This window comes from Lachnoclostridium phytofermentans (assembly GCF_000733755.1).
Classification (GTDB): domain Bacteria; phylum Bacillota; class Clostridia; order Lachnospirales; family Lachnospiraceae; genus Lachnoclostridium; species Lachnoclostridium phytofermentans_A.
The window spans coordinates 527,467-544,478 of the sequence record NZ_JPOF01000007.1 but is presented as its reverse complement, the minus strand read 5'-3'; the positions used below and the strand labels follow the sequence as shown (position 1 = coordinate 544,478).

Below are 17,012 nucleotides of genomic sequence, written 5' to 3'. Positions count from 1 at the left end.
TATAAATCATCACAGTTTAAATTACAATTTCCATTTGGCTTGATTATAACAATTTAACGCCAATTATGCCATCGTTATTTATACAAATTCCTTATTCGAACTGCAACTTATAGTATTAGAAATTAGCTTGACCTAATGCCTGGAATGTATCAATTATCTCTTTCATCTGCTTAACATCTGTCTCTGGATAAAAGAATTCTAGAACATTAACTTCCGACATCTTCATTGCTATCGCTCGCTTGAGTTCAGCAATTTGCTCCTTTGAATACTTCCAATGTAGCATACGATTTGTGATAGTATCTTCCCCATCCAAAGCTTTTCTCTCCTGATGTTGCTGCGCTGCCTTAGTTTCAGATCTTACTTTTCTCGTTACCGACTCTTCGGAATATTCCAATTCGTTATTCTGTGATGATTGCAGCTTCTCTTTCTGCACCTTCTCATCCATACTAATAAATCGTTTACCAAGTTCGGTATCTCCAAAAAGCATAAATTCATCATAGGTAAGGTCATCAATATAAATGTTCCCACCCTTTTTCTTCAAAGCCTCATAATACTCAACAGAGCGTTTTGTTAATATTTCAAATGTTGCTCCTATTACCGTAGATTCAGCTTCTATAACATGCACATACGGCGTACCTTTCCCATCAGCTGTCAAATCAAAAGCTGGATGTCCAAAAGGAATATATTTATTGTCCATAATAGGATCAAATCCACGTATAAAGACAAGACATTTCCTATTATCCAACTTTCTTACTTCATCCGGTGTAAATAATTCTCTTCCAAGCACATCATAATTCCTGCTTGAACTTCCCTGCCTTCCTTTTGTTTCGCCACTGGACTTCTTATCTATGGTACCTTTGCCAAGTAGTTCTGACACATATTTATGCGTACTTTGCTCGTTTCCTCCTAAATAGATAAACGTGTCACAGTTTCCGGGAATCGTCTCCCAAGTATCTTTAAAAAGTGCCTTGAGCTGCGCAAAGTTCTGGATAATAATAATACTACTAATTTCACGGCTACGCATTGTTGATAGCAAGGAACAATAATCATCTGGCAACGCAACGTTAGCAAACTCATCAAGCATAAATGTGACATGTATCGGTAATCTGCCTCCACAATTAAAATCAGCTTGATAGTATAACTCCTGAAAAATTTGCGTGTAGAGCATCCCAATAATAAAGTTATAGGATTTATCTGTATCAGGAATAACACAAAATAATGCCGTTTTTGTCTCTCCATCCCCATTTACCCCAATGCCTAGTTCTGCAAGGTTTAGTTCATCTTTCGACAGCATCCGTAAAACCTGTTTATTTTCAAGGAATGCCAATCTTGAATTGGCACTGATAATAATGGATCGAACCGTATCTCCTGCACCACGCATACATTTGTTATATTGCTTTACTGCCGGATGATTCACTCCAAGTGTAGAACTTTCTTCTAAAAATTTCATACGCACATCAAGTTTTGAAGGCTTTCCCTGCTCTGCTACTTCAGCTTCTCCCATGAGTTTAAGAACTGTTTCAAAGTTTCGCTTTGAAGGTCTTTCTTCTAACCATACATAGTAGAAAATTGCCTGTAGAAATAAGCCTTCAGCCTTCTCCCAGAATGGATCTGAGGGTGTCGACCCCTTTGGTGTTGTATTAGAAATGAGGTTTGTAATCAGTTTTACAACATCCGTTTCTTCCCTTATATAAGAGAATGGATTATAACAATCAGACTTATTCATCTCCAACAAATTAATAACTTTTACGTTGTATCCATTATCTTTTAACATTTTACCACAGCTTCTGAGGATTTCCCCTTTTGGATCCGTACAGATAAAAGAACAATGATGTGGCATTTGCATCAAATTTGGCTTTACCTCATAAAAAGTTTTACCAGCACCGGAACCTCCACAAATCAAGATATTTCCGTTTAGTTTAAGTTTGCGAAAGTTAAGTGACATCCGAACATTCTGACTGAGAATTCGATTAAATCCCACGTCTTTGTCTTCCAGTATCTTATTCACATGCTTTGGTTCCTCAAACTTAGCTGTACCGAATTCTTTGCCCGGCATATAATTCCTTTGACTAGTATAGTACATAATAATAGCGATGGTATAGACAAACATCGCTATTACCACCGCTTTTACGGTTGAATCATTATAATAATTTGCTAATGGCTTATTACACACCTCGGAAAATGCTGCTATGAAATCATTGATATTCATATCTGTTTTCCATGCACCATTTACTAGATATCCAAGGTATGCTGCAGCAATTGCTCCTAAAAGAATAAAAACAGGTGATACCTTCTTCTTACTTGTCTGCATTGGCATCACCTCTTTACTGTATCTTTCTTGACAGGTCTAGCTGTTTTAGTCTGACTCTGGGATTTTTCATATCTTTCCCTTATCGCTGCTTCTACCTTGTCATAATTGTTGGAATGAAGTTTCTCACCCCTTACTGTTTCAAGAACACGGTTCTCTTCATCATAAATCTTATAGTCCTTATTTCTATCAAGGAATGTGAGCATTGTTTTGCCATTGTGAATTTCCATAATATTTTCTTTGTTAATCCACATATATTTGCCCCATGCTCCAGGAACTCTCGTCTTAACTGCATGATCATTTTCATCAACAATCAGTTTCTTACTAATTGTAATATCAGAAAGACTGGTATCCTTAGTAGCCGATATTGCACGCATTCTATCTGCCAACTCTTGATATCCTTTTACTCGGTTTTGAAACGCTTCTCTATCCATGATAACCTTATGCTCACCATTTAAGTCGCTCTTTTCAAGAACTCCGATTTTCTCAAGCTGACTAATAATATTTTCCGCCTGTTCATTTCCAATACTAAAATTCTCCTTTACAGCATCCACACTGATGCTCTGTTTCTCCATTGCAAACAGACCAACCTTTTCAATCAGACCTTCTATTAGAACTCCTGCTCTAACAGTTTCCTCAGTGTGGATTTTCTCGTTTCCCAATTTCTGTCCCTTTAAGAATTCCATGAGTTTACTTAAATCTTTCTCATTTCCATTTTTCAAATAATCATCAAAGGTTGCAATTCTTCCAAACTTCAACTTTTGAATCATCATATTTGCTCTAGGAACAGCCTCCGAATGAAATATAACCTCCGACAGTCCATCCTTCTTATTGATATCCGGTAAAACCGAATAAAGAATTCCGTACTTCTTAGCCATTTTTTCAACCTTCTTCATATCTTCTGTGTTAAACTGTAATACCTGCAAATCGCCGCCCTTCATCAAGAGCTTTTTCATTGAAGTCTTACCAAGGGACTTTTCATAGTCGAGCATTCCCTTTAGAACATCAATTGCTTTTTGCATAGCTCCAATTCCTCCATTTCCTACTTTCATGGCAATTTCAATGCCATCATAGGCTACACGAATAATTTGCACTGCCTCTTGAATTTCTTCTGCCATACTCTGCACCTCCTAAAGTGTTATTTCTCTCTTTACACGCTCTTTTAAATCATTCGTACCAACCGTGCGGATTTCATCAGCTGTCACATCAATGCCATATGCATTTAAAATATCTGCCAAACGATTTATCGCTTTTTCTTCCTCGATACGATACATTTCAAGCGCAATTAACAGATTCTCAATCTGACCGATCCATACTGGCTTTTCATCAAGCATCGCTTCGTATTTTGCAATAATATTATCCGAATCTTTATTGGGTACTGCCAGTTCATCAATCAGTTTATTTGTCAGTTCCTTATCGCTTGTCTTAAATGCAAATTCAACAACAAATAATTGTTCCTCCTTACTGATTAATGGTTTCTGTGCTACTGTTTCTGCCATTTCACTTATTACCTGTATACTCATATTTTTTGTTTCCTCCTAATCTACAAGACTATTAATGCTAATTGCTATTTCGATAACGCCCTGCATTTGTTCCGCTGATGCTTTACTGTGAATTAGTTCTAATAGTTGATCCTCGCTTAATCCCTTCTCAATGGCATTTCTAATCTGAACAAGCTGAGATGGTTCTAATTCTCCACTTGCAACCAGTTTTACAATATCCTGTCTTGATTTCTTCTTAAAAAGAAGCTTTGATATAGCTGCAAATGCACCATTATTCTTCTTTACAGTTTTATCAATCACTACATTCTGAATAAAATTTCCATTAGCGTCATGAACTGGTGCATAATAAACAGGCGTTCCATAAATAAACTGCACCGGCGAAGTCTGATTTTTTACTGGTTGATTAACAGTCGCCATTTCCACTGGTTTAGCTGCACTATCCTCTACCACAACCGCATTACTCTTGCTAGCTGCATTTACATTTGAAGACGCGCTAGTTGATATTTCTTCCTCAAGTTCTTTTACCCTACTCTCCATCTTTCTCTTCTCCTCTCTTATTGCATCAATATCATTTCGTAATTTTGCAATGGTTGAATTTGCAAGGTTAATTTTATCTTGCTGTTCCGATAGCATCTGATCCTTCTCTCCTAAAGAATTTAGCAAGCCGTCTTTGACTTCTTCATCCTTTTTGGTACTTTCAAAAATCTTTAATTTCTCATTTAGAGCATCATAACGCTTATCCTGCACATCAATCTTTGAAACGATTCCTTTGATTTCTTCCATTAGTTGCTTTACATATGCTGGCTCGTCTTTCACACTGTCTTGAGCCTTTTTCATTTCATCTAATATCTTTTGAAATGCCTGTTGCATGGCTGCTGCCTGCAAACCTGTGTCTGCAATCTGTCTAATAGTATCTAACGGCACACCCTTTTGAAAAAACTCCAACGCTATCTGCATTTGATACCCATTTAGTCTGTCACACATAATTACTGCAATAACATCATCCGAATATCCGTTGCGAATACATTGTGACTGTACCCTCATCTGGCGGATATCCAGTTTCTTTAACAGATATAGCTGCGTTTGCTCTTGGGAAAGACCAAAATCTAAATCTTCTTTTACAAGATCAACTACCTCTTGGGTATAACCTTTTCTTGTAAGTTCATTTAAAATACCGTTCTTGTCACTTACACTGAGTTGCTTTCTCTCTTCCATATATTCCTCCTAAAAAAATAACAGCCTAATGTATTGGCTGCTGTTGTTTGCTCTTACTATTCTGTGTTTGAGTTTTCTTGATTTCTTCCTCTTTCTTACGCTCCTCTGAATCATGAAGTATTTCATTCATAATAGACTTTGCAAGATTGAGTTCCTTAAATGCTGCTTTCTCCTTATCTCTCACCAGTGCTATTTCATTCCTATAATGCTCCTTTAGAACTTCCACCTCATCTACTTTGTATCCTTCCTTCAAAAGTTTATTAAATAAATTGCTCCACTGTTGATGCTCTTCTTCAAAGAAGTTGTCTCCAGACTGATAACTATTCTCACACTCCTTTAATTCCTGCATTTCATCAAGTGTCTGAAATAGGGAGTTACATTTAGCTCTGGCTTTAAATACCCGGCTTTTCTCCTTTGACACCTCTGCCTTCTTCGCTGTCAGGCTTTCAGTCGTCATCGCAAGATCAACAATATTTCGGATATCATGCCTTGATAGAAATAAATATTGTTCCTGTAACTTATGCATCTTCCGAATATCATCCTTGTACTTCCATGCCTGACTATATGGTTTCTTCTTAAACTGACCTATGCGATAGAGCTTTGCAAAATATCGTTTCTGCAACCCAGACATTTTAGCTCGTTTGAATCGTTTGATCTTGTACGTAACAATTCTAGGCTGCTCACCCTTTCGTAACGGTCTATAATCAGATAAAGATTCACTAAAGACTCTTTCTCTTATCCGTTCTTCCGTATAATCTTCTCCTAATGACTTGCATCTTTTAAATCGATACATACCGAGTGGTCTGATTGCAAAATATTTTCCTTGCTTAATCTCATACCCTTTGTCTGCCAATAATTCTAAAAAGCTATCAAAAGTGGGAGCCTGCATAATACAAGTATCCAGGTCACGCTTAATCATATTGCCCCAAACAAACTTGCCATCTCTAAAATCATTCCATTCCTTATAATGATCATTTGACTTTGCCTTATCCTCTGACAATTCAATCGTTGATAATCCATACGCTTCACATAATCGGTTTGTAATAGGTTGAATATCTCTGGCCCAATCGCCTTTTTCATAGCGATATTTCTTACCCGTCTTGAAGCTAACACTATTGAAACAAATATGACCATGTATATGTTCTGTGTTATCATGAACCGCATATACTGCCTCATACTCTTCGCCAAGATACTCTTTTGCAATCTTGCCTATGATTTCAAATGCGGTATCAGCATCCACTTCTCCTTCCTCAAAGGAAATAATCAAATGATATCCTTGTCTCTTATCAGTTTTGCCAAATTTTATTTTCGTCTGCTTCATCTGTTCATAAGCAGCATCTGGCTGACAGTTAAGTCCTGCAACAAACTTTCCATTCTGCGTTTTGTCGGGCACTGAAATATATTCAATTGCTACCTTCAAATGCTTTCCTGGAAAGTTTCTGCCACAGTCCTTCATATAAAGGATTTTACTAATAGCCAATCTGTACCACCGCCTCTTTGACAGTTACATTCAGTTTTTTCATGTATGCAAAAAGGCGTTCTCTATCCTGTTCGCTATATAATCCGGAATTATGATTAAATACCAATTGGTTAATATTAATACCTATTCTATTAACCTCATTAATCAAATCTTTTAATAATCTGCGTACTTCCGGATAATCATTTGGCTTCTGACTAATTAATAATCTTAGATAATCAGCTTCACACATTCCTGCACTTGCTGATTTTTCAGCTAACATCTTTGCTTCATCAGGCATGAGTCGTAAGGTCTTCTTGATACAATGAACTGAATCTGCCATTATCTCACCTTACCCTTCTTATCTGTACTGTATTGCTGAATTTCTTCTGTAACTGCAATTACTACTGAATCCGTTTTCCTACTTGCTTTAATATTTCTAGCGGCTTCTTGTGCAAGTCTTTCAGCAAGTTCATTAATTTCCTTGCCATATCGAGTTTTATAAAACATCTTATCCAGAGTTTTTTCATCTTCTCTCAAAGTTTCATATTTACCCTGACTAGAACAAAAATCCAGAAAGTTTTCAGGCGAATCTCTTCTTTCCTTGGCTTCCTGAATAATCTCATAGTTCCACTCGCAAACAACATCAATAGCATCATCAATGGAATACTCCATAACTTCGCCATGTTCCTCACCGATATCGACTCTGACAAGCTTTCCATCTAATTCACCAAGACTATATCCATGACCTTCCATATAATTAAGCAGGATTTCTGAATCTTTACTGCTAAGATCTATCAATAAATCGTTTTCATCCAGATACTCTATAAGTTCCTCTGGTTTTGTAAATAAAACAGCTTCTTTATCCATTGCGGTTAGCACACCTCCTTATCCGTGTTTAGTAAATCTCTAGTTCTTTCCCATGACAATAGCATAGCTACCGACATGGCTAGATACGCATTAGAGACGTCTCCGTCTCTAATGCATCTAGTTAGGGGAGCTAATCCCCTAAAACCCCTGATATTTTATATTCCCCATGGAAATTCCCCATGTTTTGGCACTTATCATTTGGAAATTCCCCATGAAAAGTCCATTTTGGTATGGTATTTCCCCATGTATAAAATGAAATATTTTTTCATCAAGAAAACCACCAATTTATTCCCTACGACATTTCCCCATGTTTTGGCATCTGTCATTTGGAAATTCCCCATGAAAAGTCCATTTTGGTATGGTATTTCCCCATCAACGCATCATTGATCTCTCTGTCCTTACAGGCAGAAGCTTAACAGCAACAAGCCATTCGTTGTAATCCTTGTAGTTCTTTGGTGGTGGACAGTCCTCTACATCATAACCTAAGCTATAATACTTCTCTGTAAGTTCTTCCGTTGCCTTTCTTCCGGGCACATCATTATCCAAACAAAATCTTATGGAGGTAATCTGAGGGTGTTCCTCTAAAAAGGTCTCCATTGGTGCATCAGATAACATTCCAAGGGCAAGCTTATTTGTTTCAAAATCCATATGAATGTCCATATAGCTCATAAGATCAATGGCTGCTTCAAATACAATTAATTCACAGCTATTGTCTGTGAAAATGTTAAAACCATAATTCTTATCATTTCCTGCTACATCACACTTAAAGCTACTACCACCCCTGTCAAACACACCTCGCATACTGGCAAATCTGGTAACACCTTCCTTATCATTTCCTTTAAACACCACGTTGTGATAATCTCTGGATTCATAAATAAGTCCATGGTTTATAAAGTATTCGATGACCACCTTGCTGATTGCTCTTTCCTGATTCAAATACGAATAAATATATGCATTGCTCGCAGCTGGTTGGGGTAATACGAATAGTTTACTTTCCACCTGTTTCACTTCTACTTGATGCTTAAATGGTTTTGATGTTTTAGCTTCTGATATTCCTCTGTAGCCCGCAAAATCAAGTAGCCAAAATACTGCTTCCTTTATATCCATTCCTGCAAATACCCGTAGAAAATCTATCTGTGAACCACCATTTTCGCCTTTCTCATACTGTCTGCTCCAACGAAACCAATGAGTTTTATTGTAGATTCGAATGGAATCCATTTCTTTCAAAGTGTAATAATTTCCAACACGCCTTACTGTATATCCAAGTTTTGTCGCAACTGCGGTTAAGTCAATGCTCTTTGCAGCTGCGAGTTCTGCTTCTGTAAATCTATCCATTTTATCACCTACCCTTTCCCTTCTCCGCTACCATTGAAGTAGGCGGAAAATTCAATGTTTCATAATTCGTATTTAACACAATAGAAGGATTTTTCATTAATCCCTTAGCCTTAAAACTGAAATATTCACGGTTATCTCCACCCACAATAATATGGTCAAGAAGGGGAATACCAATTAGTTCTGATAGCTTGAGCATACGATCTGTTAGCATCGTATCCTCTTTGGATGGATGTAAATTTCCCGAGGGGTGGCAATGAAGAAGAATCATATTAGCAGCATTTGAAAGAATGCTTGATTTAAACAATTCTCTTGGATGTGCCATAGCCTGATTCACTGCTCCCATACTCGCAATATGAAAGTTAATTGGTGTATTGTCTCCTTTCAAATTCACAATGCAGACTACCTCTCTATCCATTTCACATAGAAATTTTCCAACCACATCTACTGCATCCTCTGGAGTCACAATTCTGTGTTCCGATAAAACCGGAGCGTCTTTCACAAGCCTTACTGATACCACATCCAATTTAAATTCATTCTTCCTTGGCATCGGTATCAGCCTCCTCTCCAATTGAAATGTGAATGATAAAATCCCCTTCTTGGTCTTTTACAAGCTTCACAATTTCTTGCATTGTTACTTCTCGTTCCATAATCCACTCCTATCTGGACTGATCCTTAACTTCATAGATAAGTTTTGGTTCTGCCACAATTCCATCAAGACGTTTATTTGGAGTATCCGTTGCTAATGAAAGCTTTCTAAGGTCTTTGTCATAGTGATATACCTGATTTGATAATCTCTCATCTAATGAAACCTGGTCCATATTGATTTCATTTACCATCTGAGCCAATTCATTTGGATCTCCCATATTTACTGATACTGCAATAACTTCGTGTAGCGACGAGGGCATAATATACAGATCTGTTTCTAACTTTTCAGCCAACTTGTGAAGATTATCCTCATAAAGCATGGAAGCTGCACCATTTACACCTCTGTCATTAGAAATCACATACATCATGTTTTCCTCTGGAACTTCCCCAATCATCATATCTGCAATTTCACCCGGCATTCCATCTGCCATCATCATATCTCTGATAACATCATTCATGGATTTCACGGTTGGTGGAAATAAACGTACTGTATTTTCTACCGCAGCTTTATAAAGCTGTTCTTCATTCATACCTAATTTTTCTGCAAGACCATTATTTACAATCGTACTAGAAATTCCATCTCTGTCCTTATCCACAACCCAGCGATAGATAATGGATAAATCCTGAAACTGTCTGCTAGGCACATTCTCAAGCATTCCTTTGTTCTGCTCCGTATTCACTAGCACCATAATGATATTATCTTTGGCTGTATCAAAATCAACCTTTGGACTAACATTTGGTGCTTCCACAAATGCTTTAACCATAGACTCTGCTGCACTCTGTAACATTTCCTGCAAATCTTCGCATTTTTTATAATGCTCGTACATGTTGTTGATATAGATAGTTGGTGAAGTTGATAATCTGTCATCACCTGTTGGAACCAGATTAATTCCGTCCATTGTCTGGTTCACCTTTGTTATTGAATGTACATCGACCTTGTAATCTTTGTACTCCTCTGGCATAAATTCTTTAAATTTCTCTGCCACTACTTCCTTGAATAATTCGTAATTCATCATTTAAATTTCCTCCTAAATAATCAGCACCACCAGTGTGAACTGGTGGTTTGCTCTGCCCCTGTAAGGGGCTATTGCCGGCATGGACCTCAAAGGTCCTTCGAAAGTAAAGGCCCCAACCGCACCACTTTCTCTGGCTAACCCTTACAAGGGTTTATTATTTGCCTTTTATTACTGGCTCACCCGTGAACGGGTCAATAAATTCTTTCAAACTTAGTTGATCTTCTGCTTGGTCATCCATCAACTGGCTTCTGATGTATTCTTCTATTTTCTTTGCATTTTTTCCAACTGTATCTACAAAGTATCCTCTACACCAGAATTTTCTATTTCCATATTTGTATTTTAAATTTGAATGTCTATCAAATATCATCAATGAACTTTTTCCCTTCAAATACCCCATGAATTCCGAAACGCTTATATTCGGTGGTATTCTAACTAGCATATGCACGTGATCTTTGCAGCATTCAGCCTCTATAATTTCTACACCTTTCCTTTTACACAATGTACTTAGTATATTTGCAACATCTGCCTTTATACTTCCATAAATTATCTGCCTTCTAAATTTCGGTGCAAAAACAATATGATATTTACATTCCCATGTTGTATGTGATAATGTATTCTTATCCAATTGGATACCTCCTTTGTTATATTTAGTGCGGTTTGAGACCCACACTTATTATAACAAAGGAGTTTTATTATGAAAATGCTAGAAGCCATTGTGATCCACCGGCCTAGCCGGTGGTTTATTAAAGATAGCCCTACAAAAATAGGGAGATACAAAAAGCTTGTATCTCCCAGTGTGATTGGTTGGTGTTGGTATTCAGTTTTGAAAAAACTATGCTATGGTGGAACTTTTTGGCGTTTATATTTAACCATATCTAACTCGCCCCTTTCAATAATGGACACAAAAATAGCCAGTGGTTAGCTGGCTGTTTTGTGGTAATCTTACTCATAAAATTCTTAATCACTTTTATGAGCAAATTGTTTTAGTTTATATTATTCTTATAAATTGTAAATTTATCTGCTTCGAGTTATACTCATAATCCTACTCGTGCTAATATTTGATTGCACAAGTATGTTAGATAGGGTGATGGTTTTTTCTTTTGTCCAAAATCCCATCCTTTGAATTTCTGGAAAATAGCTTCTGGTGTAAATAAACCATTTTCATCTTGTTTGTTTTTTATAATTGTAACCATCTCAATAAAACGTTTGTCTAATTTAACACATTCAAAATGGCTTAGTACCTCTACAACGCTTACTATGTCATACCAAATGGACGGAGCTTTAAGTTTTCTGAAGTCAGTTCCCATGTAAAACATATATGGGTGAATTGATAAGCTGTTTTCCCATAGTAATAGTATTCCCATTGCCGCTTCCTCTGTAATTTTACTCTCACTATACTCTGGAATAGCTGAAAGCAATCTTAACATTATCAATGTAGCATAGGGGCAACAATCATCCTTTCTCCCTGGACCTCTGAATTTACCAAGCTCCTGTGAAACGGTACATGGAAAACCTGGTGCTCTATAAAAATTCACAAGATAGTCTACCCCTTGCTTTATATGTTTATCATAGTCAACTCCTGCTCTAAGCAAAGCAAATAATAATAGTGGAGCGTCACAAAGGCACCAACTAAACACATCCTCACCACTTCCTCCAAAGTGTTTTGGAATATTGGTTAGAGACTGATATACTCCATTGCTATCTTTATGTGACATGACTTCGTCAACAGCTAATTGTATTTCCGGAACATCAGTATCAAATCCAAGTTCCAAAAGAAACAGTAACTTGTGTATGGGCAATTCAGGATTCTTGTGATTGCTCACAAGGATACTATGGAAATCTGTTATATCTTTTAAATACGATTTAATTTTAGCATCAACTAATGCCTGCTTCCTTAGCTCTACCAAGCTCTCCTTACTTTCATTTAGGAGATTAATTCTTATGGCGTATTGCAGCCATTTTTCACCATCTTCCATTATAAAATCTAAAGCGTTCATCCTGCACCTCCAAAACTCAAATTATATAAGTAATCTATTTGTATATCACCTTAACAACTTCCTGTTTATATTCTTATAGCATTATACCATCTCCATTATCAAATGTCATTTTCAACAAGCATTCTCATTTTCTTATCTGGAATGTTAACTGACTTAATGATATTTTGCTTTACCAGTTTACAAAATAATAATAGAATAGCTTTTTTATTATCTGCATCTCTCAAATAAATATATAAATTGCGCTAAGACATTTCCATTCTTGGTATTTCCCATCCCATTATTCGAAACATACTGCTTAACCTGATCTATATCCTCCTTCGTAAATTCCCAAGTCTGCAATGTATGCGACCAGTTATCATCTTCACCTTTCGCATTGTTCATAGCAACTGACAAGGTATCTTTGTAAGTTGTTTCACTTTTCCACTTAGAAGTCGATTCTAATCCACCATTTTCATAAGACTTCAAATAATAGCTCGAATCAATAAACCTTGCATATTGTTTCTTCCCATCAAAGTCCAGCGGACCTTCTACGGTTACATCTGTATCAACTATTGTAACTTTAACCTGCTTCTCTGTCGTATTATTTCTGCTATCAGTCGTGGTATAGGTAATTACCAAGTCTCCTGAACTTGTGAAGCTTGTGAACATAGTCAATGAATAGTTCTTGACCCTGATCTGCGTTGTCCCATCTTCCCTGTCCGTCGATTTTACTGTTCTAAGTAGCTCATCCTCAGTAATAATACCGGTTTTTGCTTCGTATAAGGTAAAATAACGGTCACTGCATGTCAAATCCGGTGCATAATCCCAGATAGCATAAAAATGAAATGTGTATCCATCTACACTTGTCAGTTTTCGAATCTGCTGTCTTTCAGAATAACTTGCAAAATAAGCATTGGCATCCGTATTCCATCCAAGGTAAGTACACGGATGTGCCGGTGGCGTAAAGCTCATTGCCGGTAAAGTATACGTTTGGTCATACTTGCAAGTCATTGTTGTCATTGTACCACTTCCCCCGTTTGGATAAAATACAATGTAATACGTATTTGCTTCTGCATTTGCAGTTAACGCTATATTTCCTACCACAGTAAAGGAATACCTTTTACTAATGGAAGTATAAGTCCCACTCCAGTTTTTCCACGTATAACCTGTTTTCACAGCTGCATCCACTGTAGAAGTTGCTCCATAATAATAACTGCCCCCACCAGACACGCTTTCAATTCCAGTACCAGCACTTACACTGACTGTATACTTCTTTCTCGAAATATAGATATAGTGGTTCTTTGCTTCTGTCACGGTATACTTACTGATGGAACTTGCATTGTAACAATCATTTCCCCCATATGACCATTCAAAACTAGAACCATAATACAAGTTCTGACTTTTTGCCAGTCCCCAATCACTACTATAATTTCCATTCGCATCCTGATATTTCACATACACATTCTGTACATATTGCTTTCTTGTGACAGAAACATAGGACGTTTTATCCTGCTTTGCCGTATAGGAAATACTGGCAGCATTATAGCAGGCATCTGCATTTCTTGACCATGAAACGGTCTCTCCATATACATAATCTTTGTTGATTACTACACTATATCCTCCATAATCTCCATCAGTATTCTGATATCTTACATATACAACCTGCCTGGATTTTAATTCTGTCACATAATTAATAGTCTTGTTAAAATAACTGTGCAGGGAGCTTGGATTGCTCCACGGTGCAGCGTTCGCTATACCGTTATAATCTGTATAGACACTTCCCCAGAAGTTTCCGTAATCATCCATAGAACCACTGTTTGTACGATTTCCGTACTTGTCAATTTTGACAGTAATCATGCAACTGTCTACAATTAAATACCCTCCATTTATAATGAATTCGTTATACGCAGTCCGATTTGTCTGCGCCAATTTTGATTTCACATAACTAAGATTAATCCTACATAAATCATAAATGTATCCGTCTGAATACACTTCATTTACTGTTTCTACCGTGTACCCAGACAAATTAAAGTAAATATATGTGGATTGCGAACTTGTATTTACCCTCATACGATAACCAATAGTACTCCAATGCGTTGTACTAACATTGGCTGTTGCTGCTTTTCCCCTTGTCGCGTAATAAAAGTACCCATCCTTAAACACAATGCCTGATCCATAATTATTATAAAAATCAACAGCATTATCAAAGTTTCCTGCCCTAACTTCTTGAGGTGGGACTACTATGGCAACTCCTATTATTGACAAAAAGAAAAACAGACTGAGTAAGCCTGTTTTCCATGATTTCTTCATTTATTCAATTCCTCCTAAAATACAAATGCAGACCAATTGTAACACACCGTCTTATTGGTTCCATCCGGATTCTGCTTTCCCGTGCTGTAAGTTCCTACAAAAGAATACAAATTGCCACCATCTCTTAAATCAACTTCCGGTAATGCATCATACAGTGCATATCCTTTACTGGTAACGCTAACTTCCATACACTCAATACCTTGCTCCTCCAAATATGATACGATTTTTTCTTTCAGTTCTGTATCAGACATGGTCCGACTCTTCCAGCTTTCAATCATACTATCTATATCTGCCTTTTGAGCAGATGTTATGTCTCCCTTTGCTGTCTCAGAAGCTTTCCATCCCTCTGAAATTGGAACGTACTTATTTTCTTGTACGGGATTTACTGTTGGCATTGTAGTTGACGTAGCTTCTGGTTCTTCTGACTGCTTCTCTGTTGTTCCTTTCTCATTAGAATCTTCATTGTTGGGTTTTGTATTATTCTTATCTTCGACTTCCGGTTTCACTGTCGGCTTGCTTTCTATGACAGAAGCAGCTTCTGTTACTTCCTTTGTAGCATTCTCTGTAACTGTCGACTTTTCTACTACAGCACTTGTTATCTCTTCTGTTATCTGAGGTTCCTCTGATATGTTAGCACCTATCATACCTGTATCTGCTACTACTTCAACTGGATTGTTTTTTGAATCCCAATTGTTATAAACAACAATACCAACAACTAATATTGTCAAAACAATCACTGCAATCACTGGTTTCCAGTGGTTCTTCCAAAACTTCTTTAACGGCTCTTTCATCCAAATCCTCCTTCTAATTTCATCTTGCCCCACCAATTGGCACAGTATATTGCTCCATAATTACCGTTCGCTTTACGGAAACTTTCCCTTCTGTTCCAATGGGATGTATATATTTTTCAATCACTTCAACGGATAATAGACCCTTTTGATAATCTACATCCAGTACATTTACTACCACGGAACAATCCGAATTAATTTGCACTAACAAATCTTCCATAAAATCAGTCACAAACTCATCATTGCTATTTACAGAATAGGTTGTGTCATCAAACTGATTCTCCACCGTATCCTTTATTGCACTATCAACTGCCCTATTCAACTCATTCTGCCTTATATTAGTACCACAAAGAGTCATGACGATAACAATAGATATAATAGAACAAATCGTGATTCCAAATCCTAAAAACACACTCTTCATCGGCTAATTTCTCCTCTCATCCACAGCAATCGGTATCTTCCAGACACTGGTCAGATTTTCTCTGTCTCTGATCTGGAAATAGACCTCATAGACTCCTGCACTGGGAAAGCGGATACTTCCATTAGCCTCTGAATAAGCACTCATAACACTTGTTCCATCTGCTTTTCTGATGTCTAATATTTTACCAAACATATTATTTGTAAACAACTTTGCAATGATTACTTCATCCATTGGATAAATACTGCCTTCCATATCCTTTGCATAATATCGTTCTAAAAAATTTGCATTTTCGATTGCAAAGAATCTTCCGAAAGTTGCTGTATATCCTGCAACCGGTTTGGTTCTATTATGCCATATGACTACTGAATCAAAGTCACTATAAGAAATATAATTAATCTCTTCTTTGTTTGTTGCTGCACCTGCAATTTCTAGAATTCCATGCCTACCTGATACCGAAATTCCAAATAAAATTCCAATGATAAGAGCGGCTGTTATAATTGCAATAATGGCTGTTCCAAACTCCTGAAATATCACTTTCATTTTACATACCGCCTCCTAACACACTCGTGATAAATTTCTGTATCATTGTGATCATTGGCGTTCCTAAAAGGAAAAGAGCAAGTATTCCAAGTAAAAGCACACCACTGATTACTTCAATTATAAACTCTCCATATTCTTCAAATATTTCTTGCATCCTTTCCTCCTAACTACTGATTACTTTTAAAAAACCAATCAGAATTGCTGCCATTCCACTTCCTGCAATCGCATAAATAATGCTACTTCCAAACTGCTCCATAATTAACTTCATCGTCTCCCCCTCCTCTACCTTGCAAATCCTCGAATCTGCTGAGAACTTATCACTCCAAAGAAATCAATATGATATTCATATTTTAAGATTACTTCCATCAGAGTCGGTTTCCCATCTTCATCTTTGACTACACTGTTACTGTCAATTAACAATTCATATCCTGCATTTTCTGCTTGCTCTTCACATGAACTGATTACACTTGGTGCAAAATTGGAATCTTCTATCTCTGCCATTACAGAAGCATGAAAGTCCCTTGCATTATTTGCATCAATACAGGCTGACATCACTCCAGCCATAGAAAATACGGATACCAGGAGTATGAAAATGCCCACATACGTCTTTATCGTTGTACTCATAATCTC

General features: G+C 37.0%; 18 protein-coding genes. All 18 read right to left on the bottom strand.

From position 1 onward, the window contains the following. Nucleotides 1–115: 115 nt before the first annotated feature. Nucleotides 116–2,311, bottom strand: coding sequence for a VirD4-like conjugal transfer protein, CD1115 family (locus CC92_RS0118385; RefSeq protein ID WP_031420585.1), 2,196 nt, complete (start codon nucleotides 2,309–2,311; stop codon nucleotides 116–118). A gap of 5 nt (nucleotides 2,312–2,316) precedes the next feature. Beyond that, nucleotides 2,317–3,426 (bottom strand): PcfB family protein, encoded by a 1,110-nt coding sequence (locus tag CC92_RS0118380; protein WP_031420583.1) that lies wholly within the window; start codon nucleotides 3,424–3,426, stop codon nucleotides 2,317–2,319. Nucleotides 3,427–3,438: 12 nt separating this feature from the next. Continuing rightward, a complete protein-coding gene (locus CC92_RS0118375) occupies nucleotides 3,439–3,831 on the bottom strand; it encodes a hypothetical protein (RefSeq protein ID WP_031420581.1) in 393 nt (130 codons plus the stop codon). Nucleotides 3,832–3,846: 15 nt separating this feature from the next. After that, a complete protein-coding gene (locus CC92_RS0118370; RefSeq protein ID WP_031420579.1) occupies nucleotides 3,847–5,025 on the bottom strand; it encodes a hypothetical protein in 1,179 nt (392 codons plus the stop codon). A 25-nt stretch (nucleotides 5,026–5,050) separates the two neighbouring features. After that, the gene (locus tag CC92_RS0118365) at nucleotides 5,051–6,505 is read right to left on the bottom strand and encodes a relaxase/mobilization nuclease domain-containing protein (protein ID WP_156037025.1); all 1,455 of its coding nucleotides are present in this window, start codon (nucleotides 6,503–6,505) and stop codon (nucleotides 5,051–5,053) included. Beyond that, nucleotides 6,495–6,824, bottom strand: a complete 330-nt coding sequence (locus CC92_RS0118360) for a MobC family plasmid mobilization relaxosome protein (protein WP_031420577.1) — start codon at nucleotides 6,822–6,824, stop codon at nucleotides 6,495–6,497. The genes CC92_RS0118365 and CC92_RS0118360 overlap by 11 nt, the downstream gene beginning before the upstream one ends. Next, a complete protein-coding gene (locus CC92_RS0118355; RefSeq protein WP_031420575.1) occupies nucleotides 6,824–7,351 on the bottom strand; it encodes a hypothetical protein in 528 nt (175 codons plus the stop codon). Before CC92_RS0118355 ends, CC92_RS0118360 begins: the two co-directional genes overlap by 1 nt. A gap of 372 nt (nucleotides 7,352–7,723) precedes the next feature. Continuing rightward, entirely contained in the window at nucleotides 7,724–8,686 is a 963-nt protein-coding gene (locus tag CC92_RS0118345; protein WP_034225326.1) for a DUF3991 and TOPRIM domain-containing protein, read from the bottom strand. Nucleotides 8,687–8,690: 4 nt separating this feature from the next. Continuing rightward, nucleotides 8,691–9,233 carry a JAB domain-containing protein gene (locus tag CC92_RS0118340; protein ID WP_031420570.1) on the bottom strand — a complete coding sequence of 181 codons (543 nt, stop codon included), beginning with the start codon at nucleotides 9,231–9,233 and terminating at the stop codon, nucleotides 8,691–8,693. A gap of 109 nt (nucleotides 9,234–9,342) precedes the next feature. Further along, on the bottom strand, nucleotides 9,343–10,347 hold the full coding sequence (locus CC92_RS0118330; RefSeq protein WP_031420568.1) for a DUF5688 family protein: 1,005 nt from the start codon (nucleotides 10,345–10,347) through the stop codon (nucleotides 9,343–9,345). Nucleotides 10,348–10,501: 154 nt separating this feature from the next. Continuing rightward, nucleotides 10,502–10,972 carry an IS200/IS605 family transposase gene (gene tnpA, locus CC92_RS0118325; RefSeq protein ID WP_029501569.1) on the bottom strand — a complete coding sequence of 157 codons (471 nt, stop codon included), beginning with the start codon at nucleotides 10,970–10,972 and terminating at the stop codon, nucleotides 10,502–10,504. A gap of 409 nt (nucleotides 10,973–11,381) precedes the next feature. Further along, nucleotides 11,382–12,344 (bottom strand): hypothetical protein, encoded by a 963-nt coding sequence (locus tag CC92_RS0118315; RefSeq protein WP_051926215.1) that lies wholly within the window; start codon nucleotides 12,342–12,344, stop codon nucleotides 11,382–11,384. A 207-nt stretch (nucleotides 12,345–12,551) separates the two neighbouring features. Next, on the bottom strand, nucleotides 12,552–14,633 hold the full coding sequence (locus CC92_RS0118310) for an InlB B-repeat-containing protein (RefSeq protein WP_031420564.1): 2,082 nt from the start codon (nucleotides 14,631–14,633) through the stop codon (nucleotides 12,552–12,554). Nucleotides 14,634–14,647: 14 nt separating this feature from the next. Then, nucleotides 14,648–15,424 (bottom strand): hypothetical protein, encoded by a 777-nt coding sequence (locus CC92_RS22865; RefSeq protein ID WP_051926214.1) that lies wholly within the window; start codon nucleotides 15,422–15,424, stop codon nucleotides 14,648–14,650. A 19-nt stretch (nucleotides 15,425–15,443) separates the two neighbouring features. Then, a complete protein-coding gene (locus CC92_RS0118300) occupies nucleotides 15,444–15,842 on the bottom strand; it encodes a hypothetical protein (RefSeq protein WP_031420561.1) in 399 nt (132 codons plus the stop codon). A 3-nt stretch (nucleotides 15,843–15,845) separates the two neighbouring features. Continuing rightward, on the bottom strand, nucleotides 15,846–16,382 hold the full coding sequence (locus CC92_RS0118295) for a hypothetical protein (protein ID WP_031420559.1): 537 nt from the start codon (nucleotides 16,380–16,382) through the stop codon (nucleotides 15,846–15,848). Between the two features lies 1 nt (nucleotide 16,383). After that, nucleotides 16,384–16,536, bottom strand: coding sequence for a hypothetical protein (locus tag CC92_RS22860; RefSeq protein ID WP_197035811.1), 153 nt, complete (start codon nucleotides 16,534–16,536; stop codon nucleotides 16,384–16,386). A gap of 128 nt (nucleotides 16,537–16,664) precedes the next feature. After that, entirely contained in the window at nucleotides 16,665–17,006 is a 342-nt protein-coding gene (locus tag CC92_RS0118280; protein WP_031420557.1) for a hypothetical protein, read from the bottom strand. Nucleotides 17,007–17,012: the final 6 nt, after the last annotated feature.

Excerpts from the sequence above, each read along its gene's own strand:
- CC92_RS0118385 (WP_031420585.1), bottom strand. The coding sequence starts at position 2,311 with ATGCAGACAAGTAAGAAGAAGGTATCACCTGTTTTTATTCTTTTAGGA.
- CC92_RS0118380 (WP_031420583.1), bottom strand. The coding sequence starts at position 3,426 with ATGGCAGAAGAAATTCAAGAGGCAGTGCAAATTATTCGTGTAGCCTAT.
- CC92_RS0118375 (WP_031420581.1), bottom strand. The coding sequence starts at position 3,831 with ATGAGTATACAGGTAATAAGTGAAATGGCAGAAACAGTAGCACAGAAA.
- CC92_RS0118370 (WP_031420579.1), bottom strand. The coding sequence starts at position 5,025 with ATGGAAGAGAGAAAGCAACTCAGTGTAAGTGACAAGAACGGTATTTTA.
- CC92_RS0118360 (WP_031420577.1), bottom strand. The coding sequence starts at position 6,824 with ATGGCAGATTCAGTTCATTGTATCAAGAAGACCTTACGACTCATGCCT.
- CC92_RS0118355 (WP_031420575.1), bottom strand. The coding sequence starts at position 7,351 with ATGGATAAAGAAGCTGTTTTATTTACAAAACCAGAGGAACTTATAGAG.
- CC92_RS0118345 (WP_034225326.1), bottom strand. The coding sequence starts at position 8,686 with ATGGATAGATTTACAGAAGCAGAACTCGCAGCTGCAAAGAGCATTGAC.
- CC92_RS0118340 (WP_031420570.1), bottom strand. The coding sequence starts at position 9,233 with ATGCCAAGGAAGAATGAATTTAAATTGGATGTGGTATCAGTAAGGCTT.
- CC92_RS0118330 (WP_031420568.1), bottom strand. The coding sequence starts at position 10,347 with ATGATGAATTACGAATTATTCAAGGAAGTAGTGGCAGAGAAATTTAAA.
- CC92_RS0118315 (WP_051926215.1), bottom strand. The coding sequence starts at position 12,344 with ATGAACGCTTTAGATTTTATAATGGAAGATGGTGAAAAATGGCTGCAA.
- CC92_RS0118310 (WP_031420564.1), bottom strand. The coding sequence starts at position 14,633 with ATGAAGAAATCATGGAAAACAGGCTTACTCAGTCTGTTTTTCTTTTTG.
- CC92_RS22865 (WP_051926214.1), bottom strand. The coding sequence starts at position 15,424 with ATGAAAGAGCCGTTAAAGAAGTTTTGGAAGAACCACTGGAAACCAGTG.
- CC92_RS0118300 (WP_031420561.1), bottom strand. The coding sequence starts at position 15,842 with ATGAAGAGTGTGTTTTTAGGATTTGGAATCACGATTTGTTCTATTATA.
- CC92_RS0118295 (WP_031420559.1), bottom strand. The coding sequence starts at position 16,382 with ATGAAAGTGATATTTCAGGAGTTTGGAACAGCCATTATTGCAATTATA.
- CC92_RS22860 (WP_197035811.1), bottom strand. The coding sequence starts at position 16,536 with ATGCAAGAAATATTTGAAGAATATGGAGAGTTTATAATTGAAGTAATC.
- CC92_RS0118280 (WP_031420557.1), bottom strand. The coding sequence starts at position 17,006 with ATGAGTACAACGATAAAGACGTATGTGGGCATTTTCATACTCCTGGTA.